At 67.4% G+C, this 23,278-nt stretch carries 30 protein-coding genes and 1 riboswitch; of the genes, 13 read left to right on the top strand and 17 right to left on the bottom strand.

Going from position 1 to position 23,278, the window contains the following annotated elements; all coding sequences use genetic code 11:
• Nucleotides 1-5 precede the first annotated feature (5 nt).
• Entirely contained in the window at nucleotides 6-725 is a 720-nt protein-coding gene (locus ACAW63_RS08450; protein WP_371232988.1) for a DNA-3-methyladenine glycosylase, read from the top strand.
• Complete coding sequence (locus ACAW63_RS08445; protein WP_371232986.1) at nucleotides 722-2,038, top strand: bifunctional DedA family/phosphatase PAP2 family protein; 1,317 nt, start codon at nucleotides 722-724, stop codon at nucleotides 2,036-2,038. Before ACAW63_RS08450 ends, ACAW63_RS08445 begins: the two co-directional genes overlap by 4 nt.
• 3 nt (nucleotides 2,039-2,041) lie before the next feature.
• Here the strand turns inward: ACAW63_RS08445 and ACAW63_RS08440 are convergent, their stop codons facing one another.
• The gene (locus ACAW63_RS08440) at nucleotides 2,042-2,956 is read right to left on the bottom strand and encodes a LysR family transcriptional regulator (protein ID WP_371232985.1); all 915 of its coding nucleotides are present in this window, start codon (nucleotides 2,954-2,956) and stop codon (nucleotides 2,042-2,044) included.
• Nucleotides 2,957-3,058: 102 nt separating this feature from the next.
• On the opposite strand from ACAW63_RS08440, the gene ACAW63_RS08435 reads away from it, so the two are divergent.
• Nucleotides 3,059-3,346, top strand: coding sequence for a putative quinol monooxygenase (locus ACAW63_RS08435; protein ID WP_371232984.1), 288 nt, complete (start codon nucleotides 3,059-3,061; stop codon nucleotides 3,344-3,346).
• A gap of 11 nt (nucleotides 3,347-3,357) precedes the next feature.
• The gene (locus ACAW63_RS08430) at nucleotides 3,358-4,371 is read left to right on the top strand and encodes a zinc-binding alcohol dehydrogenase family protein (RefSeq protein ID WP_371232982.1); all 1,014 of its coding nucleotides are present in this window, start codon (nucleotides 3,358-3,360) and stop codon (nucleotides 4,369-4,371) included.
• A 109-nt stretch (nucleotides 4,372-4,480) separates the two neighbouring features.
• On the opposite strand, the gene ACAW63_RS08425 is transcribed toward ACAW63_RS08430, so the two are convergent.
• The 13 genes from ACAW63_RS08425 to nrdR all read right to left on the bottom strand — a co-directional run bounded on the left by ACAW63_RS08425 (nucleotide 4,481) and on the right by nrdR (nucleotide 14,206).
• Nucleotides 4,481-5,287, bottom strand: a complete 807-nt coding sequence (locus tag ACAW63_RS08425) for a cobalamin-binding protein (protein WP_371232980.1) — start codon at nucleotides 5,285-5,287, stop codon at nucleotides 4,481-4,483.
• Nucleotides 5,287-5,703, bottom strand: coding sequence for an MFS transporter (locus tag ACAW63_RS08420; RefSeq protein ID WP_371232979.1), 417 nt, complete (start codon nucleotides 5,701-5,703; stop codon nucleotides 5,287-5,289). Before ACAW63_RS08420 ends, ACAW63_RS08425 begins: the two co-directional genes overlap by 1 nt.
• The gene (ribA, locus tag ACAW63_RS08415; RefSeq protein WP_275610036.1) at nucleotides 5,700-6,329 is read right to left on the bottom strand and encodes a GTP cyclohydrolase II; all 630 of its coding nucleotides are present in this window, start codon (nucleotides 6,327-6,329) and stop codon (nucleotides 5,700-5,702) included. Before ribA ends, ACAW63_RS08420 begins: the two co-directional genes overlap by 4 nt.
• A gap of 141 nt (nucleotides 6,330-6,470) precedes the next feature.
• Complete coding sequence (locus tag ACAW63_RS08410; RefSeq protein WP_371232978.1) at nucleotides 6,471-7,118, bottom strand: TIGR02281 family clan AA aspartic protease; 648 nt, start codon at nucleotides 7,116-7,118, stop codon at nucleotides 6,471-6,473.
• Nucleotides 7,119-7,123: 5 nt separating this feature from the next.
• Nucleotides 7,124-7,867, bottom strand: a complete 744-nt coding sequence (locus ACAW63_RS08405) for a substrate-binding periplasmic protein (RefSeq protein ID WP_370600635.1) — start codon at nucleotides 7,865-7,867, stop codon at nucleotides 7,124-7,126.
• A gap of 17 nt (nucleotides 7,868-7,884) precedes the next feature.
• Nucleotides 7,885-8,400, bottom strand: a complete 516-nt coding sequence (locus ACAW63_RS08400; RefSeq protein ID WP_371232977.1) for a phosphatidylglycerophosphatase A — start codon at nucleotides 8,398-8,400, stop codon at nucleotides 7,885-7,887.
• Nucleotides 8,401-8,402: 2 nt separating this feature from the next.
• A complete protein-coding gene (gene thiL, locus ACAW63_RS08395; RefSeq protein ID WP_371232976.1) occupies nucleotides 8,403-9,362 on the bottom strand; it encodes a thiamine-phosphate kinase in 960 nt (319 codons plus the stop codon).
• Nucleotides 9,363-9,365: 3 nt separating this feature from the next.
• On the bottom strand, nucleotides 9,366-9,788 hold the full coding sequence (nusB, locus tag ACAW63_RS08390) for a transcription antitermination factor NusB (protein WP_275611876.1): 423 nt from the start codon (nucleotides 9,786-9,788) through the stop codon (nucleotides 9,366-9,368).
• A 50-nt stretch (nucleotides 9,789-9,838) separates the two neighbouring features.
• On the bottom strand, nucleotides 9,839-10,315 hold the full coding sequence (gene ribE / locus ACAW63_RS08385) for a 6,7-dimethyl-8-ribityllumazine synthase (protein WP_081517125.1): 477 nt from the start codon (nucleotides 10,313-10,315) through the stop codon (nucleotides 9,839-9,841).
• A gap of 97 nt (nucleotides 10,316-10,412) precedes the next feature.
• Nucleotides 10,413-11,510: a bifunctional 3,4-dihydroxy-2-butanone-4-phosphate synthase/GTP cyclohydrolase II gene (gene ribBA, locus ACAW63_RS08380; protein ID WP_275610031.1), complete on the bottom strand. Its 1,098-nt coding sequence runs from the start codon at nucleotides 11,508-11,510 to the stop codon at nucleotides 10,413-10,415.
• Nucleotides 11,511-11,526: 16 nt separating this feature from the next.
• On the bottom strand, nucleotides 11,527-12,195 hold the full coding sequence (locus ACAW63_RS08375) for a riboflavin synthase (protein WP_371232973.1): 669 nt from the start codon (nucleotides 12,193-12,195) through the stop codon (nucleotides 11,527-11,529).
• A gap of 156 nt (nucleotides 12,196-12,351) precedes the next feature.
• Nucleotides 12,352-12,514, bottom strand: a riboswitch (FMN riboswitch).
• A gap of 112 nt (nucleotides 12,515-12,626) precedes the next feature.
• On the bottom strand, nucleotides 12,627-13,727 hold the full coding sequence (gene ribD / locus ACAW63_RS08370) for a bifunctional diaminohydroxyphosphoribosylaminopyrimidine deaminase/5-amino-6-(5-phosphoribosylamino)uracil reductase RibD (RefSeq protein WP_371234608.1): 1,101 nt from the start codon (nucleotides 13,725-13,727) through the stop codon (nucleotides 12,627-12,629).
• Between the two features lie 14 nt (nucleotides 13,728-13,741).
• Nucleotides 13,742-14,206: a transcriptional regulator NrdR gene (gene nrdR / locus ACAW63_RS08365; protein WP_207884752.1), complete on the bottom strand. Its 465-nt coding sequence runs from the start codon at nucleotides 14,204-14,206 to the stop codon at nucleotides 13,742-13,744.
• 139 nt (nucleotides 14,207-14,345) lie between these two features.
• Here nrdR and ACAW63_RS08360 point away from each other — a divergent pair, with 139 nt between their 5' ends.
• The 3 genes from ACAW63_RS08360 to trxA all read left to right on the top strand — a co-directional run bounded on the left by ACAW63_RS08360 (nucleotide 14,346) and on the right by trxA (nucleotide 16,529).
• The gene (locus tag ACAW63_RS08360; protein WP_371232971.1) at nucleotides 14,346-14,801 is read left to right on the top strand and encodes a YbaY family lipoprotein; all 456 of its coding nucleotides are present in this window, start codon (nucleotides 14,346-14,348) and stop codon (nucleotides 14,799-14,801) included.
• The gene (locus ACAW63_RS08355) at nucleotides 14,798-15,454 is read left to right on the top strand and encodes a methyltransferase (protein WP_371232969.1); all 657 of its coding nucleotides are present in this window, start codon (nucleotides 14,798-14,800) and stop codon (nucleotides 15,452-15,454) included. Before ACAW63_RS08360 ends, ACAW63_RS08355 begins: the two co-directional genes overlap by 4 nt.
• A 205-nt stretch (nucleotides 15,455-15,659) precedes the next feature.
• Nucleotides 15,660-16,529 carry a thioredoxin gene (trxA, locus tag ACAW63_RS08350; RefSeq protein ID WP_371232967.1) on the top strand — a complete coding sequence of 290 codons (870 nt, stop codon included), beginning with the start codon at nucleotides 15,660-15,662 and terminating at the stop codon, nucleotides 16,527-16,529.
• A gap of 113 nt (nucleotides 16,530-16,642) precedes the next feature.
• On the opposite strand, the gene ACAW63_RS08345 is transcribed toward trxA, so the two are convergent.
• Entirely contained in the window at nucleotides 16,643-16,987 is a 345-nt protein-coding gene (locus tag ACAW63_RS08345) for a hypothetical protein (protein ID WP_371232965.1), read from the bottom strand.
• Between the two features lie 128 nt (nucleotides 16,988-17,115).
• Here ACAW63_RS08345 and ACAW63_RS08340 point away from each other — a divergent pair, with 128 nt between their 5' ends.
• The 6 genes from ACAW63_RS08340 (at nucleotide 17,116) to ACAW63_RS08315 (ending at nucleotide 21,451) form a co-directional block, all read left to right on the top strand.
• A complete protein-coding gene (locus tag ACAW63_RS08340; protein ID WP_371232963.1) occupies nucleotides 17,116-17,670 on the top strand; it encodes a DUF2796 domain-containing protein in 555 nt (184 codons plus the stop codon).
• Between the two features lie 9 nt (nucleotides 17,671-17,679).
• The gene (locus tag ACAW63_RS08335) at nucleotides 17,680-18,387 is read left to right on the top strand and encodes an ABC transporter ATP-binding protein (protein WP_371232961.1); all 708 of its coding nucleotides are present in this window, start codon (nucleotides 17,680-17,682) and stop codon (nucleotides 18,385-18,387) included.
• 2 nt (nucleotides 18,388-18,389) lie between these two features.
• Nucleotides 18,390-19,655, top strand: coding sequence for an ABC transporter permease (locus ACAW63_RS08330; RefSeq protein ID WP_371232959.1), 1,266 nt, complete (start codon nucleotides 18,390-18,392; stop codon nucleotides 19,653-19,655).
• 9 nt (nucleotides 19,656-19,664) lie between these two features.
• On the top strand, nucleotides 19,665-20,183 hold the full coding sequence (locus tag ACAW63_RS08325; protein WP_371232958.1) for a DUF3299 domain-containing protein: 519 nt from the start codon (nucleotides 19,665-19,667) through the stop codon (nucleotides 20,181-20,183).
• Nucleotides 20,184-20,316: 133 nt separating this feature from the next.
• On the top strand, nucleotides 20,317-21,036 hold the full coding sequence (locus ACAW63_RS08320; RefSeq protein ID WP_275610021.1) for an OmpW family protein: 720 nt from the start codon (nucleotides 20,317-20,319) through the stop codon (nucleotides 21,034-21,036).
• Between the two features lie 58 nt (nucleotides 21,037-21,094).
• Nucleotides 21,095-21,451: a SirB2 family protein gene (locus ACAW63_RS08315; protein WP_371232956.1), complete on the top strand. Its 357-nt coding sequence runs from the start codon at nucleotides 21,095-21,097 to the stop codon at nucleotides 21,449-21,451.
• Here ACAW63_RS08315 and ACAW63_RS08310 read toward each other — a convergent pair.
• Both ACAW63_RS08310 and ACAW63_RS08305 read right to left on the bottom strand, forming a co-directional pair.
• Nucleotides 21,432-22,379: an NAD-dependent epimerase/dehydratase family protein gene (locus ACAW63_RS08310; protein ID WP_371232954.1), complete on the bottom strand. Its 948-nt coding sequence runs from the start codon at nucleotides 22,377-22,379 to the stop codon at nucleotides 21,432-21,434. The genes ACAW63_RS08315 and ACAW63_RS08310 overlap by 20 nt on opposite strands.
• On the bottom strand, nucleotides 22,372-23,256 hold the full coding sequence (locus ACAW63_RS08305; protein WP_275610018.1) for a sugar nucleotide-binding protein: 885 nt from the start codon (nucleotides 23,254-23,256) through the stop codon (nucleotides 22,372-22,374). The genes ACAW63_RS08310 and ACAW63_RS08305 overlap by 8 nt, the downstream gene beginning before the upstream one ends.
• Between the last annotated feature and the right edge of the window lie 22 nt (nucleotides 23,257-23,278).

Below are 23,278 nucleotides of genomic sequence, written 5' to 3'. Positions count from 1 at the left end.
ATCCGATGCCCGACGAACCCAACCTAAGTTTGCCCTGGCCCGACGCCAATCCCCTGCCGGATACCTTCTTCAACCGCGATGCGCTCACCGTCGCCCGGGAACTGCTGGGCAAGGTGATCCGCCACCGGGTCGGCGACCTCTGGCTGTCGGCGCGGATCATCGAGACCGAAGCCTACTACCTGGCCGAGAAAGGCAGCCACGCGTCCCTCGGCTACACCGAGAAGCGCAAGGCGCTGTTCCTCGACGGCGGGCACATCTATATGTACTACGCGCGCGGCGGCGATTCGCTCAACTTCAGCGCCGGCGGCGCCGGCAACGCGGTGCTGATCAAGTCAGGGCACCCCTGGATGGACCGCGTCTCCGGCGACGCCGCCCTGGCCCGCATGCGCCAGCTCAACCCGGCCGCCGACGGCAGCGAGCGCCCCATCGGCAAGCTCTGCGCCGGCCAGACCCTGCTCTGCCGCGCCTTGGGCCTGAAGGTGCCGGACTGGGATGCCCAGCGCTTCGATCCGCAGCGATTGTTCGTCGACGACATTGGCGAGCGCCCGGCACAAGTCATCCAGGCCGCGCGCCTGGGGATTCCCCATGGCCGCGACGAACACCTGCAATACCGCTTCGTCGATGCCGCCTTCGCCCCCTTCTGCACGCGCAACCCGCTGCGTCGCGGACAGGTCGAAGGACACGACTATCACCTGCTCGGAACTCAGGACGCCCCTCAGCGATGATCGACCTCGCCGCCTTCAACACCTGGATGGCCACCCACCCGCAATGGCTGGCCGGGGTCCTGTTCCTGGTCGCCTTCCTCGAATGCGCCGCCATCATCGGCATCCTCCTGCCCGGCGTGGTGATGCTCTTCGCCATCGCCGTGCTGGCCGGCAGCGGCATCCTGGGCCTGGGCGAAACCCTGGCGCTGGCGTTCTTCGGCGGCCTGCTGGGCGATATCTCGTCCTACTGGATCGGCCGCCACTTCCACCAGGACATCCGCCGCCTGCCGGTGCTGCGCCATCGTCCGGAATGGCTGGCCGGCGCCGAAGGCTTCTTCGCCCGCTACGGCGTCGCCAGTCTGCTGGTCGGTCGTTTCATCGGCGCGCTGCGGCCGTTCCTGCCGATGATCGCCGGCATGCTGGACATGCCCTTCGGCCGCTTTCTCGCGGTCTCGATCGTCGCTGCCGCCGGCTGGTCCATCGCCTACCTGGTGCCCGGCTGGGCAACCGGCGCCGCCATGCGCCTGCCGCTGCCGGAAGGTTTCTGGGCGGAGGCCGGGGTGGTTGCCGCGTGCATCGCGGCGGTGCTGGCGCTGATCATCCACGCCGAACTGCGCAAGGAACGCAACGCAGCGCTGATCGGCGCCATTGGCTGCTTCGCCCTGCTGATCGCCATGCTGGTCGGCTGGCCGCACCTGGACGCCCTTGACCACGGTCTGATGGCGCTGGTGCAAGAGCATCGCCAGGGCTGGCTGGATGAGGTGATGGTTGCCGTCACCCGGGTCGGCGACTTCCGCACCCAGTTCATCGCCGGCTCCCTCCTCGCCCTGCTCCTCGCCGTGCTGCGCCTGTGGCGCCACGCCATCTTCGCCGCCGGCACCCTGGTGGGTACGGCGCTGCTCAACACCACGCTCAAGCACTTCTTCGGGCGCGCCCGCCCCGAGGTGATCGCCGACCCGCTGTCCGCCTTCAGCATGCCCAGCGGCCATGCCTCGGCGTCCTTCGCCTTCTTCCTGGTGCTCGGCGTGCTGGCCAGCCGCGAGAAAAGCCCGCGCGTGCGCCTGACCTGGATGCTGCTGGCCGTCATCCCGGCGGCCTTCATCTCCATTTCGCGGGTCTACCTGGGCGCCCATTGGCCCAGCGACATCACCGCCGGCGCCCTGCTCGGCGCCTCGGTGTGCGCCGCCAGCCTGTGGATAAGCCAGCGCCGCGTGGAGCTGTCAGCCCTGGCGCCGCGCCTCTGGTGGAGCCTGCTGCCGACCGTCCTGATGTTGCTGGCCTTCGCCAGCATCTGGGGCCTGGGCAGCGCCATTCACCGCTACCAGCCCCTCTAAGGCCTACGCCCAGGGCCGATCCCGCATCAGCTCGGCGCAGCGCAACTGGATGAACTCGCGCAGCTGAGTCACCGCCCGGCTGAGCTGTGCGCGGTGGGTGCAGAACAGGTTCATCGGCGTGGCTTCGCCCAGGTAGCCCGCCAACGCCACTTCCAGGTGGCCGGCGCGCACGTCGGCCGCCACGTCCAGCCAGGACTTGTACACCAGCCCCTGCCCCGAGACCGCCCAGCGACGCACCACGTCGGCGTCGTCGCAGAGGCGGTCGCCATGCACCGTCACCTCGTGCTGCTTGCGGCTGTCGCTGAAGCGCCAGCGCTCATGGGCGCGGCCGCCGAGCATGTAGAGCAGGCAGTTGTGCTTCTGCAGCTCGTCCGGATGCCTGGGCTTGCCGTGGCGGGCGAAGTAGTCCGGCGCGGCGCAGAGTACCCGGCGATTGTCCGGGGCCAGTGGCAAGGCCACCAGGTTCGAATCCCCCGGCAGGCCCAGGCGGAAGGCCACATCCACCGGCTGGCGGTAGAGATCGGCCTGGCGGTCGCTGATCAGCAGGCGCAGGTTCATCCGCGGGTGCAACGCCTGGAACTCGTCGAGCCACGGCAGCAGCACGTTGCGGCCGAAATCCGAGGGCGCCGAGACCTGGAAGTTGCCGGCGATCTCGCTCTTGCCGCCGGCCAGCAACTGGCGGCCATCGTCCAGGCTCTGCAAGGCGGCGCGGGCATGGGCCAGGTACAGCTCGCCCTCGGCGGTCAGGCGCAGGCTGCGGGTGGAGCGGGCGAACAGGCGTACATCCAGTTCGCTTTCCAGGCGCTTGAGCGCCGCGCTGGCCACCGCCGGCGACAGTTCCAGCTCGCGGGCCGCGGCCGAGAGACTGCCGCGCTCGGCGGTGCGGACGAAGATCTGCAAGTCGTCGAAACGCAGCATTTTCAAAAATCCTTTGAAAGAGACTCTCTACTTACGCGGTTTTTCTTGATGGTGAAAGAGAGCAGCATGCCTACACCTTCAACGCACCTGGAGACCTTACGGATGAGCCTGACCCTGATCGCCATCATTCGCGCCAAGCCCGGCCGTGCCGACAGCCTGCAGCAGCACCTGCACGACATGCTCGCGCCGTCCCGCGCCGAGGCTGGTTGCCTGCAGTACGACCTGCACCGCGACATCAAGGACGCCGATCTGATCTACATGATCGAGCAGTGGCGTGATGAAGACGCCCTCGCCGAACACGAGGCGAGTCCGCACTTCCAGGCCCTGCTGAAGGCCTCCGAACCTGACCTGGCGGAACTCGACATCCGCCTGATGAAGCGCATCGACTGAAAGGAACGCCCATGAAAGCCATCGGCTACACCCGGAGCCTGCCCAGCAGCGACCCGAATGCCCTGCTCGACATCCAGTTGCCGGAGCCCGAGCCCGGCCCGCGCGACCTGCTGGTGGAGGTCCGCGCCATTTCCGTCAACCCGGTGGACACCAAGGTGCGCCTGCGCGCCCAGCCCGCCGAGGGCCAGTACAAGGTGCTCGGCTGGGACGCCAGCGGCGTGGTCCGCGCGGTGGGCAGCGAAGTCAGCCTGTTCAAGCCGGGCGACAAGGTCTGGTACGCCGGCGACCTGACCCGCCCCGGCAGCAACGCCGAGCTGCAGCTGGTGGATGAACGCATCGTCGGCCACATGCCGCAGAACCTCGACTTCGCCCATGCGGCCGCCCTGCCGCTGACCACCATCACCGCGTGGGAACTGCTGTTCGACCGCCTGCAGGTGGCCGAGGGCAGCGCCAGCAAGGGCCAGAGCCTGCTGATCGTCGGCGCCGCCGGCGGCGTTGGCTCAATCCTCACCCAACTGGCGCGCCAGCTCACCGGCATGACGGTGATCGGCACGGCTTCGCGCCCGGAAACCCAGGAATGGGTGCGCAACCTCGGCGCGCACCACGTGATCGATCACCGCAAACCGCTGAGCGAGGAACTCAAACGCATCGGCATCGGCGAAGTGACCCACGTGGCCAGCCTGAACCAGACCGAGCAGCACCTGGCCGAGATCGTCGCCAGCCTGCGCCCGCAAGGCCGCCTGGCGCTGATCGACGACCCGGAGAACCTCGACGTGCGCCTGCTCAAGCAGAAGAGCCTGTCGCTGCACTGGGAGTTCATGTACACCCGCTCGATGTTCCACACCGACGACATGATCGAGCAGCACAAGCTGCTGGAGCGCGTGGCCGGGCTGATCGACAGCGGCGTGCTGAAGACCACCCTGGGCGAGCACTTCGGCCGAATCGACGCGGCCAACCTGCGCCGCGCCCACGCGCTGCTGGAGAGCAATACGGCCAAGGGCAAGATCGTGCTGGAGGGGTTCTGATACAGGCGCTCTGATCCGCATGGTTCGCGAGCAAGCTCGCTCCTACAGGCTCCCGGATACACCGGAGTCGCTCTTCGTAGGAGCGAGCTTGCTCGCGAACCCACCCCACTCAGTCCGTGACCTTGGCCCCCGCCAACAACCGGCAGAGCTTCTCGGTGGCATCGAGCATCGCGTAGCTCGGCCGCTCCAGGTTCTTGTCGGGGATGGGCCAGAGCTGGCCCAGGCGCGTGGCGGTGAGCTGCGGCATCCGTATCCAGGATTGCAGCTCGGCATGGCTGCCCCCCAGGATCACCTCCGGATCGCGCGCCAGCACGGCCTCCTGGCTGACCTGCGGCGCCGGCAGGCGGAGGTCGGCGAACAGGTTGCGGCCGCCGCAGACGCCCAGCGCATCGCTGATGATCTGGTTGCCGCCCAGCGTGTAGAGCGGGCGATTCCAGACCTGATAGAACACCTTCAGCGGCCGCTCCCGGTGGAACTGGCTACGCAGCGTCTGCAAACGCTCTTCGAATTGCTTCGCCAGCGCCTGTCCCTGTTCCTGCCGGCCCAGGCGCTCGCCCAGCTCGCGCAGTTGCCGCGCGACGTCCTCCAGGCGATGGGGATCGGCGATGTAGAGGGGAATACCGAAGGATTCCAGCCGCGCCAACTGCGCTTCCGGCACCGCTCCTGGCCACACCAGCAGCAGATCGGGGCGCAGGTTGAGCACCTGCTCCAGATTCACCTGCCCATAACGCCCCACCGAGGCCAGGCCATCCAGCCCCGGCGGACGCGGCCCGCCATCGAGCACGCCGACCAGCCGGTCGGCCGCGCCGAGTTCGAGCACCATGTCGGTGAGGGACGGCGCCAGGCTGACCACCCGCTCCGCCGCCGCCAACGGCAAGGCCAGCAGCAGCGCGAGCAGGCAGAGAATGAGGCGCATCAGACAAGCTGGCGGGGAATGCGGTAAAGCCAGAGGATGACCAGACTGGCCAGCCCCAGCAGCAGGACGGCGACGCCACTCAGGTCGACCAGCACCGCCAGGGCGCCGATCCAGGCCGGCAGGCTGCCGACCAGCACGCCACGGCGCTGCGCGGCGCCGAGCGCCTGCCAGGCAGCCGGCTCGCCGGCGCTGTCACGGGCATTCTGCGCAGCGACCAGCGCGCGCTTGTAGCCACGGAACAGCGGCAGGGTGAGGAACATCGAGATCAGCCCGGCGACGAAAAACGGTGTGGCCAGCTGTTCGGACCAGCCCGTCTCGCCTACCAGCGCCAGCAGCAGGTGCTGCGGCGCCAACGCGAGGGCCAGCAGCAGCCACCAGATCAGATTCAGCCGGCGCCGCGCGACGGCGCGGTTCACGAAGCCTCGACCTCGGCCTCGGCTTCGCCCTGATGCATGTTGCCCAGCATGTGGCCGAGCTTGCCGGCCTTGGTCGCCAGGTAGCGCTTGTTGTGCGGGTTCAGGCCCTTCTGCAGCGGCACCCGCTCGGCAACGGTCAGGCCGTAGCCTTCCAGCGCCTTCACCTTGCGCGGGTTGTTGGTCATCAGCTTCAGCGAGCAGACGCCCAGGTGCTTGAGCATCGGCAGGCACATGGCGTAGTCGCGCTGGTCGGCGCCAAAACCCAGGGCCAGGTTGGCTTCCACGGTGTCCGCACCCTCGTCCTGCAGGGCGTAGGCGCGAATCTTGTTGAGCAGGCCGATGCCACGGCCTTCCTGACGCAGGTACAGCAGCACGCCGCGCCCTTCTTTGGCGATGGCCGAGAGTGCGCCTTCGAGCTGGAAACCGCAGTCGCAGCGCAGGCTGAACAGCGCATCGCCGGTCAGGCACTCGGAATGCAGACGTCCCAGCACCGGCAGGCCGTCGTCGAGCTGGCCCATGGTCAGGGCGACATGTTCCTTGCCGGTTTCCTCATCGAGGAAGCCATGCATGGTGAACTCGCCGAAGGGAGTGGGCAGCTTGGAGGCGGCGACGAAAACGACAGACACCGGAAACTCCTGAAAGATTTATCTAAGGAAGGAGGACCGGCATTGTAGCAGCAGCGCCGGCCGCACCGTCATTGCGAATTCTGCAAGATAAGCATCGACGCCATCGATGGAAGCGGCGCGCAGCGGATTCTGGGCAAGCTCTCAATGCTTGGCCTGGATGTACATCATGCCCTGATCCTCACGCCAACCCACGCGGTTGAGGTAGCTCATGCCGAGCAGGATTTCGGTGGGGAATTCACCCTCCAGTACCACCGCTTCCACCCCCAGCACCTCGACGCCACCGAGCTTCACGCTGTTGAGCGTCACTTTCCAGCCCCTGGCGGTACCGCTCGCGGTGGAGGCCATCATCGGTGTGCCAACGGCGCGGTAGTCGATACCCAGGCGGCGTGCCTGGCCTTCGTTCATCGCCACCGAGGTGGCGCCGGTGTCCACCAGGAACTGCGCGCTCTGGTTGTTGATGGTCCCGGAGACCCAGTAGTGGCCGCCGTTGCCGCGGGCGATGCTCATCTCGGTGCGCGCCGCCGGCGCCGAATAGCCCCCGCCGTTGTACTCGCGCTCCAGCTCGTAGCTCTGCTCCACGCCACCGACGCGCAGCACGGCCTTGTGGGCGTCGGCGCTGATCAGCTGGATGCCTTCCGGGCCGGTCTGGCCGACCTTGAGCAGTTTGCGCTGGCCGTCGATGTTGAGCACCGCAGCTCCAGGGAACAGCCCCACCACGCGCACCTGGGGCGCAGCCAGCGCCAGCGCGGAGCAGAAGGACAGGCAGAACAGCAGGAACAGGCGCGGCATCACGATCACTCCTTGGGTGGCAGCAGCGGCTTCAACGGGGCATAGGGCCAATGCCAGCGCTTGAACAGGCGCTCCAGTTCGCCACTGCGATAGAGCACCTGCATACGCGCATCGAACAGCTGCGCCAGCGCGCGGCCGCGTTCGTTGTTGGCAAAGCCAAGATACAGCGGAATCGAGGCGATATCGGTGATCCGGTAGCCACTGGCATCGACGCCCTTGCCCTGGAGCATTTCCTCCAGTTCGGGGCGGGCATCGATGAAATAGTCGATCCGCCGGCTGTCGAGCATCGGCAATGCCGAACTGCGGCGCTGCAGTTCGTTGCGCTGCGCCAGGTGATCCAGGTAGCGGTCGAAGGCGTAGCCGCGCATCCAGGCCAGGCGGAAGCGGGCCAGGTCGGCCAGCGTCGGCGCCGGGGAATCCCTGCGCCCCAGCGCGCCGATGGGGTCGACGTCGTAGGGCCAGCGCGGATAGATGGCGTTGCTGATTTCGTCGCGATAGGAGCCAACCCAGGCGTCCGCCTCGCCGCGCTGCACCAGGCCGACCGAGCGCATATAAGGCTCGCTGCGCGGGATCAGGCGCACGCCCTCCGGCTCGTACAAGGCACGCAGGAGGTCCCAGGCCAACCCGCGGCCATCGGCCTGGGTGTAGTTGACCCAGGCTTCGCTGGCAACACGGATTTCAGTAGGCGGGCCATCCGCCCATGCCGGCAGCCACCACAGTACGCAAAGCAGGTACAGCAGTCGGCGCATCGATCGTCCTCAGGCGCTCAGATCAGCCAGCGGGCCCAACCCCAGGTCAGCCCCTGCATCACCAGCCAGGCGAACACGCCGGCCAGCACGTCATCGAGCATGATGCCCACGCCGCCATGGACGTTGCGGTCGACCCAACTGATCGGCCAGGGCTTGGAAATATCGACGATGCGGAACACCACGAAGCCGACCAGCAGCCACCACCAGCCTTCCGGCACCAGCCAGAGGGTGATCCACATGCCGACCATCTCGTCCCAGACGATCCCTTCGTGGTCATGCACCCGCAGGTCGTCCGCCACCTTGCCGCACAGCCAGAAGCCGAACAGCATGGTCACGCCCAGCATCAGCCAATACCCCCAGTCCGGGAGCATCTGCCACAGTGGTATGAAGGGTAGCGCAACCAGCGAGCCCCAGGTGCCAGGCGCCTTGGGCAGGGTGCCGGAACCGAAACCGAAGGCCAGGAAATGCCAGGGATTGCTCCATACCGAATGGGGCACGGGCTGTGCGGGAGCCTGGTCGGGGTGTTCTGTCACGGTCACTCCATGAAATGCAGGTAGCCGCCCTGGCGCGGCGTGATATCGGTGCCTTGCGCGTCCAGCACGCGGACGCCGGAGCCGGCCTCCACCCTACCGACCACGCAGAGTTGCGGCCAGTTCGCGGAAAGCTCGGGCAAGTGCTCGGGCGGCAGCGTGAAGGCCAGTACGTAATCATCCCCCGCGCCGAGCTTCAGTTGTCGTGCGCGCTCGGCACCCAGCAGCGCCTCCAGCGGCGCGCTCGCGGGCAAACGCTCGGCCTCGATGACCAGCGCCACGCTGGAGGCCCGGGCGATATGCCCACAGTCGGCCAGCAGCCCGTCGGAAATATCCAGCGCCGCACTGGCCTTGCCCCGCAGCGCCTGGCCGAACGCGAGCTGCGGCCGGGGCGACCAGTAGCGCGCCAGCAGCGGCTCGGCGATGGCCGGCTCGGCCGTGAGCTCGCCCAGCACCAGCGGCAACGCGCCGCCCGCCTCGCCCAAGGCACCGCCGACACAGAGCAGGTCACCCGGCCGGGCGCCGGCACGGGTAATTGCCTGCCCGGCGGGCACAGCGCCGAACACGGTGATCGTCATGGACAGCGGGCCACGGGTGGTATCGCCGCCGATCAGCGCCAGCGCGCATTCCTGCGCCTTCTGGTTCAAACCACGGGCGAAGCCCTCCAGCCAGGCCGGATCGGCCTCGGGCAGGGTCAGGGCAAGGGTAAAGCCGATGGGTGAGGCGCCCATCGCGGCCAGGTCGCTGGCGGAGACCGCCAGGGCGCGCTGGCCGAGCAGGAAGGCATCGCAGACGGCGGGAAAATGCACGCCCACGACCAGGGTATCGGTGGAAATCGCCAGCTGTTCGCCGGCTTGGGGCGCAAGAAGCGCACAGTCATCGCCGATCCCCAATGCCACCGCCTCGCCGCCGGCCGCACAGGCGGCCGAGGCGAAGTAGCGACGGATCAGCTCGAACTCACCCATGCCTCAGCGCTTGGCGCCGCGCAGTTCCGCCGCGCGCAGACGCGGGGCCAGCTTGTCCAGCACGCCGTTGACGAACTTGTGTCCGTCGGTGGCGCCGAAGGTCTTGGCCAGCTCGATGCCTTCGTTGATGACGACCTTGTAGGGTACGTCCAGGCGGTTGCGCAGCTCGTAGGTGGAGAGCCGCAGGATCGCCAGCTCGACCGGGTCGATCTCTTCCAGCGCGCGGTCCAGGCAAGGGGTGAACTCCTTGTCCAGCTCGCCCTTAAGGCGCGGCACGCCGTGGAGGATTTCGTGGAAATAGGCGCCGTCGACATCGCTGAAGTCGTTATCGACGCGGAAGGCCGCCTCGATCTCGTTGAGCGGCTGGCCCGCCATCTGCCAGGAATACAGGGCCTGCACCGCGAGGCTGCGGGCCTTGCGACGCATGGCAATCTTGTTGGGCTTGGCGGGTTTGGCCGGAGTACCGCTGTCCTGGCTCACTTGGCCTCCAGCTGCGACAGCAGGCTCACCATTTCCAGGGCGGACAGGGCAGCTTCGGCGCCCTTGTTGCCGGCCTTGGTGCCGGAGCGCTCGATAGCTTGTTCGATGGAGTCGACGGTCAGCACGCCGAAGGCGACCGGCACGCCGAACTGCAGGGAAACCTGCGCCAGGCCCTTGGTGCACTCACCGGCTACGTATTCGAAGTGCGGGGTGCCGCCACGGATCACCGCGCCGAGGGCGATGATGGCGTCGAACTCACCGCGCTGGGCGACTTTCTGCGCTACCAGCGGGATTTCGAAGGCGCCCGGAGCGCGGATCACGGTGATTTCGCTCTGGGCGACGCCATGGCGCACCAGCGCGTCGATGGCGCCTTCCACCAGGCTTTCCACCACGAAGCTGTTGAAGCGGCCAACCACCAGGGCGAAGCGGCCTTTGGGGGCGATGAAGGTACCTTCGATGGTCTTCAGGGTCATGGGCAGGTCTCGTCTGTTAAAGAGCCGAAGCGTCTCGTGACGCTCCGCAAATAGGGTAGAAGAACGGCACCGCCGTGCCAGGGCACGGCGGTAGGGTTCATTCAGCGGGCAGGTATTCTACAACTTCCAGATCGAAACCGGATATCGCGTTGAAGCGCATCGGTGCCGACATCAGGCGCATCTTGCGAACGCCCAGGTCGCGCAGGATCTGCGAACCGGCACCCACGGTGCTGTAGGTGGTGGTCGGCTTCTGCACCGGAGCATGGGCGTTGGTGATCTCGCGGACGTGCGCCAGCAGGTCCTCGCCGCCGACCTGGTGGCCCAGCAGCAGGACCACGCCGGTACCGGCCTCGGCCACCTTGGCCATGGCCGCGCGCAGGCTCCAGCGGCCCGCCTGGTTGACCATCAGCAGGTCGCGCAGCGGGTCGGGGTTGTGCACGCGCACCAGGGTCGGCTCTTCCGCGCAGACGTTGCCCAGGGTCAGCGCCAGGTGCACGTCGCCTTCCACGGAGTCGCGGTAGGTGATCAGCTTGAACTGGCCCAGCTCGGTGTCCAGCGGCTGTTCCGCGAGGCGCTCGACGGTGCGCTCGTGGATCAGGCGGTAGTGGATCAGGTCGGCGATGGTGCCGATCTTGATGCCGTGCTGCTGGGCGAACTCTTCCAGTTCCGGGCGGCGGGCCATGGTGCCGTCGTCGTTCATGATCTCGCAGATCACGCCGGAGGGCTCGAAACCGGCCATGCGCGCCAGGTCGCAGGCCGCCTCGGTGTGACCGGCGCGCGCCAGCACGCCGCCAGGCTGGGCCATCAGCGGGAAGATGTGGCCGGGGCTGACGATGTCGGCGGCGACAGCGTTCTTCGCCGCGGCGGCCTGCACGGTGCGGGCGCGGTCAGCGGCGGAGATGCCGGTGGTGACGCCCTCGGCGGCCTCGATGGAGACGGTGAACTTGGTGCCGAAGCCGGAACCGTTGCGCTGCACCATCAGCGGCAGGCCGAGGCGTTCGCAGCGTTCGCGGGTCATCGGCATGCAGATCAGCCCACGGGCGAAGCGCGCCATGAAGTTGATGTCTTCGGTGCGGACGCACTCGGAGGCGATGATCAGGTCGCCTTCGTTCTCGCGGTCCTCGTCATCCATGAGGATGACCATCTTGCCCTGACGCATGTCGTCGAGCAGTTCTTCAATGCTGTTGAGTGCCATACGGGGACAAGCCTTATCAGTGTTTCAGAAAGCCGTTTTCGGCCAGGAATGCTTCGGTGATGCCGGTCGAGCCGGCAGCGGGCTCGGCGGCCTTGTCGCCCAGCAGCAGGCGCTCCAGGTAGCGCGCCAGCAGGTCGACCTCCAGGTTGACCAGGCGCCCGGGGCGGTAGTCGGCCATGATGGTTTCCTGCACGGTGTGCGGAACGATGGTCAGCTCGAACTCGGCGCCATTGACCGCGTTCACCGTCAGGCTGGTGCCGTCCACGGTGATCGAGCCCTTGAGCGCGATGTACTTGGCCAGCTCGCGCGGCGCGCGCACGGTGAACTGGATGGCGCGGGCGTTTTCCTCGCGCTTGACGATCTCGCCGACGCCGTCGACGTGACCGCTGACCAGGTGGCCGCCCAGGCGGGTGGTCGGGGTCAGGGCCTTTTCCAGGTTCACCCGGCTGCCGACCTTGAGCTGCGCGAAAGCGGTGCGCGCCAGGGTCTCGCGGCTGACGTCGGCCCAGAAGCCGTCGCCGGGCAGCTCCACCGCGGTGAGGCAGATGCCGTTGACCGCGATGCTGTCGCCGAGCTTGACGTCGGCGAGGTCGAGCTTGCCGGTCTTCACGTACAGCCGGACGTCACCGCCCTTGGGGGTGATGGAGGCGATGCTGCCGATGGATTCGATTATGCCGGTGAACATGTTGCCTCCCGCACGACGAAGGCGGCTGGCCGGCAGGCCCGCGAAGCCAACAGGGAAAGATGTTGCATAGTGGCGAACTCCTGTTTTGGTTAGAAAACAGGGCGTATCGGATCGAAGGGATTTCGCGGACGTGCACAGGCACGCCCCGTTGGCTCATCCCGTTCTCTCTTCATCCGGACTGTTACCGTCGGCCCCGGAATCACACCGGGTCTGCTGACCTTGCACATCCGGCGAACCGGTCGTGACAAGCGCTCGCGGGCTAGACGTATTGCACGCCATTACCGCCGGTGGGGACTTGCACCCCGCCCTGAGAACGTCAATCGCGGTCGTTTACTACGTCAACCGCGTGTGGCGTTTTACCACAGGCCGGCACAAGTCGGAAGGTTCTGTTTATTCAGTCACCCGCATTCGCCGGGCGACGAATGCGGCCGTCAGTGCGGGCGAGCGGTGACCAGCCAGTCGTCGCCCACCGCGCGGATGTCGCTGATCTTCAGCTCGCGGGATTCGGCCATGCGCTCCAGCGGCAGCTCCAGCAGCGGGCGCGCGGAGGAACCGAGCAGCTTGGGCGCCATGAAGATGCAGTATTCGTCGACCAGACCCAGGCGGGCGAATGCGCCGGCCAGGCGCGGGCCGGCTTCCACCAGCACTTCGTTGACGCCACGGCGGCCCAGCTCGGCCATCAGGGCAGGCAGGTCGACCCGGCCGTCATCACCGGCCAGCACCAGCTGGTCGTGACCGGCTTGGGCATAGTCGGGGGCCTCCCGCGTGCTGACCACCAGTGCCGGCCCCGCCTGGAAGAACGCGGCGCTCAGCGGCACGCGCAGGCGCCCGTCGATCAGCACCCGCAGCGGCGGACGGCGCATCGCCAGTTCGCTCTGCTCGGCATCCAGCCCGAGTTCGTCCGGGCGCACGGTCAGTCGCGCATCGTCCATCAGCACGGTATCGGCGCCGGACAGCACCACGCTCGATTGCGCGCGCAGCCGCTGCACGGCCCGGCGCGCCGCCGGGCCGGTGATCCACTGGCTCTCGCCGCTGGCCATCGCGGTGCGGCCGTCCAGGCTCATCGCCAGTTTCACCCGCACAAAGGGCAGGCCGGTTTCCATGCGCTTGAGGAAGCCGGGGTTCAGCGCACGGGCTTCGCTCTCCAGCACGCCGGCGCGCACCGCGATACCCGCGTCGGCGATGCGCCGCATGCCGTTGCCGGCCACCTGCGGATTGGGGTCCTGCATGGCCGCCACCACCCGCGCCACGCCGGCCTTCACCAGCGCATCCGCGCAGGGCGGCGTGCGGCCGAAGTGGCTGCACGGCTCCAGGGTGACGTAGGCGGTGGCGCCACGGGCCTTGTCGCCGGCCTGGCGCAGTGCGTGGACCTCGGCATGCGGCTCGCCCGCGCGCACGTGCCAGCCCTCGCCGACCACTTCGCCGTCACGCACGATGACGCAGCCGACCCGGGGGTTGGGATGGGTGGAATACCAGCCCTTGCGCGCCAACTCAATGGCGCGGGCCATCCAGGCCTCGTCCAGGGTGTTCATCGGGTCAAGATCGCTCATTCTTTCGAGGGCTCGCGGGCCAGGCGTTCGATCTCCTCGCGGAACTCGTTGAGGTCCTGGAAGCGGCGATAGACCGAGGCGAAACGGATGTAGGCGACTTCGTCGAGCTTCTGCAGCTCGGCCATCACCAGTTCCCCCAGCACCCGCGACTTCACTTCGCGCTCGCCGGTGGCGCGCAGCTTGTGCTTGATGTGCGCCAGCGCCTCCTCGAGCCGCTCGATGCTCACCGGGCGCTTCTCCAGCGCGCGCTGCATGCCGGCGCGCAGCTTGTCCTCGTCAAATGGCTGGCGGCTGCCGTCCTGCTTGATCAGGCGTGGCATGACCAGTTCGGCGGTCTCGAAGGTGGTGAAGCGCTCGCCGCAGTTCAGGCACTCACGGCGCCGGCGGACCTGATCGCCTTCGGCGACCAGGCGCGAATCGATGACTTTGGTGTCGTGGGCGCCGCAGAAGGGACAATGCATGGCGGGTCTTGTACGAATGAGGGAAAGGCTCATGGTAGCGCATCGCTCCGCCGATGAAACCCTGGCCTCCCCGAGACAAGCCGGACGCTTTAGGCTATACAGGCGCCCGCCTGGAAATGTGCCGCGATGGAGTCCGCCCATGTCCGCCCGTCTTCTCTGCCTGTCCCTCATTGCCCTGCTCGCTGCCTGTTCCAGCGACAAGCCGGCACCCGCCACGCAGGCCCCGCAATCCGCGCCCGCCCGCGCCGCCGCGGCCCAAGCCCCGGTGCCGGCCAACATGCGCGCGCTGACCGGCCAGCTCAGCAGCCGCCAGGGCTACCTGCCCGCCGGAGGCGAAGTGGAACTGGCCCTGCTGGTGATCGATGAGCGCGACCGTCCGCAACAATTGCTCTCCAGCGAGAAGCTGATAGCCACCGGCCAGGCCCTGCCCTTCCGCCTGATATTCAACCCGCAATCCTTCCCGACCGGCGCCCGTGTCGAACTGCACGCCCGCGTCTCGCAGTCCGGCCAGCTCGCCTGGCGCCTGCCGCCGGTGCGCATCACCCAGCCGGAAACCCAGGCCCTCGGTGAGCTGCGCCTGGAGCGCGCGCCATGACCGCGCCGCTGCCATTGCAGCAAGCGCTGAGCGAACTGCTGGGCGACGCCCGCCTGGCGGCCGAGCGCCTGCCCGGCACCGACATCGAGCTCTGGCTGATCGACGCGCAGAACATGGATCGCGCCTTCAGCCCGGACGAGACCCGACGCATTCTCGAAGAACCGCCCTACTGGTGCTTCTGCTGGGCCAGCGGCCTGGTGCTGGCGCACTGGCTGGCGGAACAGCCGGAATGGGTGCGCGGCAAGCGCGTGCTCGACTTCGGCGCCGGCTCCGGCATCGCCGCCATCGCCGCCGCCAAGGCCGGCGCCGCCGAAGTGGTGGCCTGCGACCTCGACCCGCTGGCGCTGCAAGCCTGCCGCGCCAATGCCGAGCTGAACGGCGTTGAGCTGAGCTATTCGGACGACTTCTTCAAGGAAGCCGACCGCTTCGACCTGATCATCGTTGCCGATGTGCTCTACGACCGCGCCAACCTGCCGCTACTGGACGAATTCCTCAGCCGTGGCCGCGAAGCCCTGGTGGCCGACTCTCGGGTGCGCGACTTCAGCCATCCGCTGTACCAGCGCCTGGGGATCCTCGAAGGCTGCACCTGGCCGGACCTGGCGGAACCGGCGGAGTTCAGGCACGTCAGCCTGTATCACGCGCGGCGCGGCTGAACCGGGAACGCTTCTGTAGGATGGCGTGGAGCGAAGCGATACCCATCAATTAGCGCTCCGACAGCATGGGTATCGCCTAGGCTCCACCCATCCTACGTTGGTGCGTTGATTCATGCCGGGCGCTAACCGGGAGCTTGTTTCCGTTCCCCACCGCCCCCACTTATAGTGGCAACCTCTTCATCGCCCCACTCGCCCGAGATCCCCCATGAGCGATACGCCCTACATCTTCGACGCCAGCATCGCCAACTTCGATCAGGTCGTCATCGAGAACTCCTTCGTCAAGCCGGTCCTGGTGGACTTCTGGGCCGACTGGTGCGCGCCGTGCAAGGCGCTGATGCCGCTGCTGGCGCAGATCACCGAGTCCTACCAGGGCGAGCTGCTGCTGGCCAAGGTCAACTGCGACGTCGAGCAGGACATCGTGATGCGCTTCGGCATCCGCAGCCTGCCCACCGTGGTGCTGTTCAAGGACGGCCAGCCGGTGGACGGCTTCGCCGGCGCGCAGCCGGAATCGGCGATCCGCCAGATGCTCGAACAGCACGTGCAGCCCCCGGCGCCGGCCGCCGCCGATCCGCTGGAGGCCGCACAGACCGCCTTCAACGAAGGCCGTTTCGCCGAGTCCGAGGCGCAGCTCAAAGCCCTGCTGGGCGAAGACAACACCAACGCCGCCGCACTGATCCTGTACGCCCGCTGCCTTGCCGAGCGCGGCGAGCTGGGTGAGGCCGAAACCGTGCTCAACGCGGTGAAGAGCGACGACCACAAGCAGGCGCTGGCCGCGGCCAGGGCCCAGCTGACCTTCCTGCGCCAGGCCGCCGACCTGCCCGACGCCGCCGCGCTGAAGACCCGCCTGGCCGCCGACGCCAACGACGACGAGGCCACCTACCAGTTGGCCGTCCAGCAACTGGCCCGCCAGCAGTACGAGGCAGCCATGGACGCCCTGCTCAGGCTGTTCGTGCGCAACCGCGGCTACGGCGAAGACCTGCCGCGCAAGACGCTGGTCCAGGTGTTCGACCTGCTGGGCAACGACCACCCGCTGGTGATCGCCTACCGCCGCAAGCTGGCGAACGTGTTGTATTGATCGATCCGCCGCCGCGTTCGCGGCGGGAAATCGACCTTGTAGGAGCGAGCTTGCTCGCGAACCAAACCCGCATCGGGGCTGTTCGCGAGCAAGCTCGCTCCTACGAAAAGCTTCTACTCCTCCGCCCAGTTGAAGACCTGCACGCCCTCGCGCACCTCGATCTTCACCTTCGGGCTATGCCGCAGGCGCACCAGCAAGCCCTTCGCCGCCCCCGCGCTGCCGGCCAGCGCCTCCAGCTCATTCATCAATTGCGGACCTTCAATGCTGCCACTGCGACGCAGCAGGTCCTGCGCGGCCAGCCACAGCTGATCAGCCGGACCGCTCGACACCGCTGCCGGTGCGGCGCGCGCAACGGCCGCTGTCGGCAAGTTCTGCGCCAGACGCGCCCAGTCGGCATCGTCCATCTCCACGGTCAGGTCCACCGGCCAATCGCCGATGGTGCCTTTGATTCTCAGCATCGCCCTTCTCCTCGCGGCCTTTCGCGCATGCTCCCACGGCATCGGCGCCACGCCAAACCCACGCTAAGCTGGCGTTAATAATTCATCTGTTATAACGTAACAAAATCATTCATCTGTGGAGTTCTCCCATGCGCCCCCTGCTCCTCGCTGTCGCCCTGCTGCCTTTTGCCGCACAAGCCCACGACGAACATGAACACGGCAGCCTCGGCAAGCACGAGCATGGCGTCGCCCAGCTCAACGCCGCCCTCGACGGCAAGACCCTGGAGCTGGAACTCGACAGCCCGGCGATGAACCTCGTCGGCTTCGAGCACGCCGCCACCAGCGATGCCGACAAGGCCACCGTCGCTACGACACAAGCCCAGCTCAAGCAACCGCTGCAACTGTTCAAGCTCCCCGCTTCGGCCCAATGCAGCGTGCAGTCGGTGGAGCTATCGAGCCCGCTGTTCGGCGATGCACCGGAGGCCGATGATCACGACCACGACGAGCACGAAGGGCATCAGCACGCCGATATCCACGCCCACTACCAACTGACCTGCGCCCAACCGCAGGAGCTCGCCACCCTCGACTTCGCCCCGCTGTTCAAGCGCTTCCCGACGACCCAGAAAATTCAGGTACAACTGATCGGCCCGAGCGGCCAGCAAGGTGCAGAATTGACCGCCGCCGCCCCGACCCTGAATTTCTGAATCGCTGAAATGACCGCATTGCTCGAACTCGACAACCTCGGCTTCGCCTGGCCCGGCCAGGTGGAGCTGCTGGATATCCCCGCCTTCCAGTTGGCCCCTGGCGAAACCCTGTTTCTCAAGGGCCCGTCCGGCAGCGGCAAGACCACCCTGCTCGGCCTGCTCGGCGGCGTGCAGCGCCCCCAGCGCGGCAGCGTGACGCTGCTGGGCGAGGACATCGCGCAGATGAAGTCCGCGCGCCGCGATCATTTTCGCGTCGACCACACCGGCTACATCTTCCAGCAGTTCAACCTGCTGCCGTTCCTCTCGGTGCGGGAGAACGTCGAGCTACCCTGCCACTTCTCGCGCAGTCGCGCCGAGCGAGCGACGTTGCGCCACGGCAGCGTGGCCAAGGCGGCGCAAACGCTGCTCAAGCACCTGGGCCTGGGCGACTCGGCGTTGATCGAGCGCCGCGCCGACAGCCTCTCCATCGGCCAGCAGCAACGCGTCGCCGCTGCCCGCGCGCTGATCGGTCAGCCGGAACTGGTAATCGCCGACGAGCCGACTTCCGCCCTGGATGCCGACGCCCGCGAAGCCTTCCTCCAGCTGCTGTTCGCCGAATGCCGCGAGGCCGGCGCCAGCCTGCTGTTCGTCAGCCATGACCAGAGCCTGGCGCCGCTGTTCGACCGCAGCGTCTCCCTCGCCGACCTCAACCGCGCCGCCCGCGCCCCGGGAATCTGAGCATGTACCTGTTGCGCCTGGCCCTCGCCAGCCTTTCCAACCGCCGCTTCACCGCGCTGCTGACCATCTTCGCCATCGCCCTCTCCGCCTGCCTGCTGCTGGCGGTGGAGCGCGTGCGCACCGAGGCCAAGGCCAGCTTCGCCAGCACCATCTCCGGCACCGACCTGATCGTCGGCGCGCGGTCGGGCTCGGTGAACCTGCTGCTCTACTCGGTGTTCCGCATCGGCAACGCCACCAACAACATCCGCTGGGAAAGCTACGAGACGGTCACCCACAGCCCGCTGGTGAAATGGGCGATCCCGATCTCCCTGGGCGACTCCCACCGCGGCTACCGGGTGATGGGCACCGACACCGGCTACTTCGAGCACTACCGCTTCGGCCGCGGGCAGACGCTGGAGCTGGCCGAAGGCCGGCCGTTCGGCCAGGACCTGTTCGACGTGGTACTCGGCGCCGAAGTGGCCGAAGCGCTGCATTACAAGCTGGGCGACAGGATCGTCCTCGCCCACGGCGTCAGCACCATCGCCCTGGTGCAGCACGACGACAAGCCCTTCACCGTGGTCGGCATCCTCAAGCGCACCGGCACGCCGGTGGACCGCACCCTGCACATCTCCCTGCAGGGCATGGAGGCGCTGCACGTCGACTGGAAGAACGGTGTCCCGGCGCGCGGCGCGGCGCGCATCAGCGAAGACCAGGCGCGCGGCATGGACCTGCAGCCCAAGGCCATCACGGCCTTCCTGCTGGGCCTGAAGAGCAAGGTCGCCACCTTCACCCTGCAGAGGCAGATCAACGAATACGACGGCGAGCCGCTGCTGGCGATCCTCCCCGGCGTGGCGTTGCAGGAGCTCTGGGGCCTGATGGGCACGGCGGAGAAGGCGCTGTTCGTGGTCTCGCTGTTCGTCGTGCTGACCGGCCTGATCGGCATGCTCACGGCGATCCTCACCAGCCTCAACGAGCGCCGCCGCGAGATGGCCATCCTGCGCTCGGTGGGCGCGCGGCCCTGGCACATCTTCAGCCTGCTGGTGGCCGAAGCCTTCGCCCTGGCGCTGGCGGGCGTGGCGCTGGGCGTCGGGCTGCTCTACGCCGGCATCGCCGGCAGCCAGGCATATGTACAGGCGAACTACGGCATCTTCCTGCCACTGGCGCTGCCCAGCGCCTATGAATGGACCCTGCTGGGCGGCATACTCCTGGCCGCGCTGCTGATCGGCTGTGTGCCGGCGTGGCGCGCCTATCGGCAGTCGCTGGCCGATGGTCTGTCGATCCGCCTCTGAGGAAGCCCCATGCGCCGCCTGCTGTTCCCCCTGCTGCTCGCCATCAGCGCCGCCGTGTGGGCGGCGCCGCGCGAGCTGACCTGGCCCGAGCTGATCCCCGAGGGCGCGCCGCCGCCCCCGCCGCCCGTTCCGCTGCACGACCTGTCCAAGCTCTCCGATGTACTCAATTCGGAGAGCGGCCCGGCGGTGAAGCAGCAGACGCCCAACGCCCCGGTGGTACAGGCGCTGGACGGTCAGGAAGTGAAGATGCCGGGCTATATCGTGCCGCTGGAAGTGGAGGAAGACGGCCAGACGGTGCGCGACTTCCTGCTGGTGCCCTACTACGGCGCCTGCATCCACGTGCCGCCGCCGCCATCCAACCAGATCGTATATGTTCGAGGCGGCAAGGGCGTTAAGGTGGACGAGCTGTACCAGCCGTTCTGGATCACCGGGAAACTGAGCGTGAAGGCCGTGGAGAGCGACCTGGCCGAGGCCGGCTACCAGATGCAGGCGAGCCTCATCGAGCCCTACGAATACACCGGAGAATAGGGCGCGACACTTCGCCGCACCCCGATATCCTGCGAAGCCTGCGGGCTTTATTGAGCCAAATCAAATTTGCGCTTTTAGCACTCTCTACCATTATGAGCACCAACACTTATACCAAAGAGATATGGAGCTCATCATGCGTAAGTCCTGGCTCACCACCTCGCTTCTTGCACTCGCCGTCGCGGCCCCCGTCGTGGCCCAGGCTGACACCATCCGCGGCCACAAGGCGGGCGACTTCCTCGTTCGCGGCGGTATCGCCACCGTAGCCCCGGACGACAGCAGTTCCGACATCAAGCTCGACGGCGCCAAGGTCAGCGGCACCAAGGCCACCGTCGACAGCGACACCCAGCTGGGCCTGACCTTCGCCTATCTGCTCACCGACAAGATCGGCGTCGAGCTGGTCGCCGCCACTCCGTTCAAGCACCAGGTCGACGTCAAGGGCCTGAACAAGGCTACCGGCCTCTCCGGCCTGGACGGCAAGCTGGCCGACATCAAGCAGCTGCCGCCGACCGTGCTGCTGCAGTACTACCCCATGGGCGGCACCAACTCCGCCTTCCAGCCCTACGGCGGCCTGGGCGTGAACTACACCACCTTCTTCGACGAAGACCTGGCCAGCAACCGCAAGGACCAGGGCTTCAGCAACCTGAAGCTGCAGGACTCCTGGGGTCTGGCCGCCGAACTGGGCATGGACTACATGCTCAACGAGCACGCCTTCGTCAACGCCGCGGTCTGGTACATGGACATCGACACCAAGGCCAGCGTCGACGGCCCGTCCGCTCTGGGCGTGAAGAAAACCAAGGTCGATGTCGACGTCGACCCCTGGGTTTACATGGTCGGTTTCGGCTACCGTTTCTGACGGAGCAAACATGAAAAAAGGCGCCCAAGGGCGCCTTTTTCGTCTTCCGGGAATCGCCATGTACCTCGAACTCAAAGCACTGCACGTCAGCCTTGCGATCATCAGCAGCCTGCTCTTCGTCCTGCGCCTGGGCTTGAGCTGGTGGGGCAAGCGCCCCTCGGGCTGGCAACGCGGCCTGCCGCACCTGATCGATACCCTGCTGCTGCTCAGCGCCCTGGGCCTGGTGCACCTGGCGATGCCCTGGCCGTTGCCGGTGTGGCTGCAGGCCAAGATCGGCCTGCTGGTGCTCTACATCGCGCTGGCGGCATTCGCCCTGCGCAGCGCATCGAAACCGCGCAAGGCAGCGCTCAGTGTCCTGGCGCTGGGTTCGCTGGCCGGCATCTTCCTGCTGGCGATCAACAAACCCTGGTGGTGATCAGCTGGGCGAGACCTTCCGCCAGCGGCGTGGGTTCGTCCAGCTGGAAGCGTCCACGCAGACGGCGGTTGTTCGCACGGGAATGGCGGATATCGCCGGCACGCGGAGCTGCGTAGGTGACCGGAGGCAAGCCACCGGTGAGCTTGCCGATCTCGGCCAGCAGCTGGTTCAGGCTGGTGGATTGATCCAGCCCGACGTTGATCGCCGACTCCGCCACATCATCGGCCAGCAGCGCCTGCACCAGCAGCTTGACCAGGTCGCCCACGTAGATGAAATCACGGGTCTGCTCGCCATCGCCGAACACGGTGATCGGCAGGCCCTGCTCGGCGCGCTGGGCGAAAATGCTGATCACCCCCGAATAGGGCGACGACGGGTCCTGGCGCGGCCCGTAGACGTTGAAGAAGCGGAAGATCGCTGGCTCCAGGCCATGCTGGCGGCGATAGAAGTCCAGATAGTACTCGCTGGCCAGCTTGTCCGAGGCGTAGGGCGTCAGCGGCGCCTTGGCGGTGTCCTCGTCGATGGCGGCGCCTTCGCCGTTCTGCCCGTAGACCGCGGCGCTGGAGGCGAACAGCACGCGCTGGATGCCTTCCAGGCGCATGGCCTCGCAGAGGTTCAGGGTGCCGATGAAATTGCTGCGGTGGGTCGCCACCGGATCGTCCACCGATGCTTGCACCGAGGCAACGGCCGCCAGATGCGCCACGGCCCGGCATCCGCTCACCGCGCGACGAAGCTGCGCCTCGTCGGCGACGTTGCCGACCACCAGTTCGACGCGCGCATCCAGGTTCTCACGCTTGCCGGTGGACAGGTCGTCCAGCACGCGCACGGCGAAGCCCCGCGCCAGCAGCGCGTCCGCCAGGTGGGAACCGATGAACCCCGCACCGCCGGTGATGAGGATCGGCTGCGCGGAAGGGGAAAGACGTTCAGACATGGCGATAGTAACGATCCAGCAGGGCCGGCAGGCCGGCGCGCCAGGCGCGCGGCTTGATGCCGAAGGTATGAAGAATCTTCTTGCAGGCGAGCACCGCGTGCTGCGGCTCATCGCTGGCGTCCGGGCGCGCGGCGTGGGCCTGCGGGCTCGGCTCCTGGACGGCCAGGGCATGGAAGGCGCGGGCCTCGCCGAGCACCACCTGGCCCAGGGACAGGGTGGTGGTGGCCTCCAGGCCACCGTAGTGGTAGGTCCCCCAAAGCGGCGCCTGGCAATCGAGCTGCTTGAGCACCGAGAGGATCACCCGGGCGGCGTCGTCCACCGGCGTCGGGTTGCCACGGCGGTCGTCGGCGAGGAACAGCACCTGTTCCTTTTCGGCGCGCTCGAGGAAGCGACCGAGCGAACCTTCGCGGCTATCGTCGATCAGCCAGCCGAAGCGCAGCAGTACGTGGCGCGGACAGGTCGCCCGCACCCACTGCTCCATGCGCCACAGCGCCTGGCCGCGCGGGCCCAGCGGCAGCGGCTCGTCCTTCTCGCTGTAGGCGGTGGCGCGTGCGCCATCGAATACGCGGTAGCTGGACGGCTGGATCAGCAGGATTTCGTGATGCTGGCAGAGTTCGGCCAGGCGCTCCACCGCGCGCTCCTGGCTGGCCAGGCGGGCATCGCTGACGCTTTCGGCCTGGAACCAGTCGAAGTAGTAGGCAAGGTTGATCACCGCGTCGGGGCGGGTTTCATCCAGCAGGACGGTGAGGCTGGAAGCGTCCCAGCCCCCTTCGGGCGGCCGGGGGGCGAGGAAGCCGATGTCCTCCTCGGCGCCAAGGCGGATCAGCGCCTGTCCAAGGGCATTACCGCCACCCAACAGCATCAGGCGCATGCGCATATTCTGGGGGTCACTCGAATCC

The sequence above is a fragment of the Pseudomonas sp. QE6 genome (assembly GCF_041379005.1).
Classification (GTDB): Bacteria; Pseudomonadota; Gammaproteobacteria; order Pseudomonadales; family Pseudomonadaceae; genus Pseudomonas.
Note: the sequence above shows the minus strand (reverse complement) of the source record. Positions and strands in the feature narration are given on the sequence as shown.

Coding starts and splice junctions, on each gene's coding strand:
- ACAW63_RS08405 (WP_370600635.1), bottom strand. CDS start 7,867: ATGCGCCGACTGCTGTACCTGCTTTGCGTACTGTGGTGGCTGCCGGCA.
- nrdR (WP_207884752.1), bottom strand. CDS start 14,206: ATGCATTGTCCCTTCTGCGGCGCCCACGACACCAAAGTCATCGATTCG.
- ACAW63_RS08360 (WP_371232971.1), top strand. CDS start 14,346: ATGTCCGCCCGTCTTCTCTGCCTGTCCCTCATTGCCCTGCTCGCTGCC.
- ACAW63_RS08320 (WP_275610021.1), top strand. CDS start 20,317: ATGCGTAAGTCCTGGCTCACCACCTCGCTTCTTGCACTCGCCGTCGCG.
- ACAW63_RS08315 (WP_371232956.1), top strand. CDS start 21,095: ATGTACCTCGAACTCAAAGCACTGCACGTCAGCCTTGCGATCATCAGC.
- ACAW63_RS08410 (WP_371232978.1), bottom strand. CDS start 7,118: ATGCCGCGCCTGTTCCTGCTGTTCTGCCTGTCCTTCTGCTCCGCGCTG.
- ACAW63_RS08335 (WP_371232961.1), top strand. CDS start 17,680: ATGACCGCATTGCTCGAACTCGACAACCTCGGCTTCGCCTGGCCCGGC.
- trxA (WP_371232967.1), top strand. CDS start 15,660: ATGAGCGATACGCCCTACATCTTCGACGCCAGCATCGCCAACTTCGAT.
- ACAW63_RS08425 (WP_371232980.1), bottom strand. CDS start 5,287: ATGCGCCTCATTCTCTGCCTGCTCGCGCTGCTGCTGGCCTTGCCGTTG.
- ACAW63_RS08305 (WP_275610018.1), bottom strand. CDS start 23,256: ATGCGCATGCGCCTGATGCTGTTGGGTGGCGGTAATGCCCTTGGACAG.
- ACAW63_RS08330 (WP_371232959.1), top strand. CDS start 18,390: ATGTACCTGTTGCGCCTGGCCCTCGCCAGCCTTTCCAACCGCCGCTTC.
- ACAW63_RS08325 (WP_371232958.1), top strand. CDS start 19,665: ATGCGCCGCCTGCTGTTCCCCCTGCTGCTCGCCATCAGCGCCGCCGTG.
- ACAW63_RS08445 (WP_371232986.1), top strand. CDS start 722: ATGATCGACCTCGCCGCCTTCAACACCTGGATGGCCACCCACCCGCAA.
- ACAW63_RS08440 (WP_371232985.1), bottom strand. CDS start 2,956: ATGCTGCGTTTCGACGACTTGCAGATCTTCGTCCGCACCGCCGAGCGC.
- ribBA (WP_275610031.1), bottom strand. CDS start 11,510: ATGGCACTCAACAGCATTGAAGAACTGCTCGACGACATGCGTCAGGGC.
- ACAW63_RS08345 (WP_371232965.1), bottom strand. CDS start 16,987: ATGCTGAGAATCAAAGGCACCATCGGCGATTGGCCGGTGGACCTGACC.
- ACAW63_RS08340 (WP_371232963.1), top strand. CDS start 17,116: ATGCGCCCCCTGCTCCTCGCTGTCGCCCTGCTGCCTTTTGCCGCACAA.
- ACAW63_RS08355 (WP_371232969.1), top strand. CDS start 14,798: ATGACCGCGCCGCTGCCATTGCAGCAAGCGCTGAGCGAACTGCTGGGC.
- thiL (WP_371232976.1), bottom strand. CDS start 9,362: ATGGGTGAGTTCGAGCTGATCCGTCGCTACTTCGCCTCGGCCGCCTGT.
- ribE (WP_081517125.1), bottom strand. CDS start 10,315: ATGACCCTGAAGACCATCGAAGGTACCTTCATCGCCCCCAAAGGCCGC.
- ACAW63_RS08430 (WP_371232982.1), top strand. CDS start 3,358: ATGAAAGCCATCGGCTACACCCGGAGCCTGCCCAGCAGCGACCCGAAT.
- ribD (WP_371234608.1), bottom strand. CDS start 13,727: ATGAACACCCTGGACGAGGCCTGGATGGCCCGCGCCATTGAGTTGGCG.
- ACAW63_RS08375 (WP_371232973.1), bottom strand. CDS start 12,195: ATGTTCACCGGCATAATCGAATCCATCGGCAGCATCGCCTCCATCACC.
- ACAW63_RS08310 (WP_371232954.1), bottom strand. CDS start 22,379: ATGTCTGAACGTCTTTCCCCTTCCGCGCAGCCGATCCTCATCACCGGC.
- nusB (WP_275611876.1), bottom strand. CDS start 9,788: ATGCGTCGCAAGGCCCGCAGCCTCGCGGTGCAGGCCCTGTATTCCTGG.
- ACAW63_RS08450 (WP_371232988.1), top strand. CDS start 6: ATGCCCGACGAACCCAACCTAAGTTTGCCCTGGCCCGACGCCAATCCC.
- ACAW63_RS08435 (WP_371232984.1), top strand. CDS start 3,059: ATGAGCCTGACCCTGATCGCCATCATTCGCGCCAAGCCCGGCCGTGCC.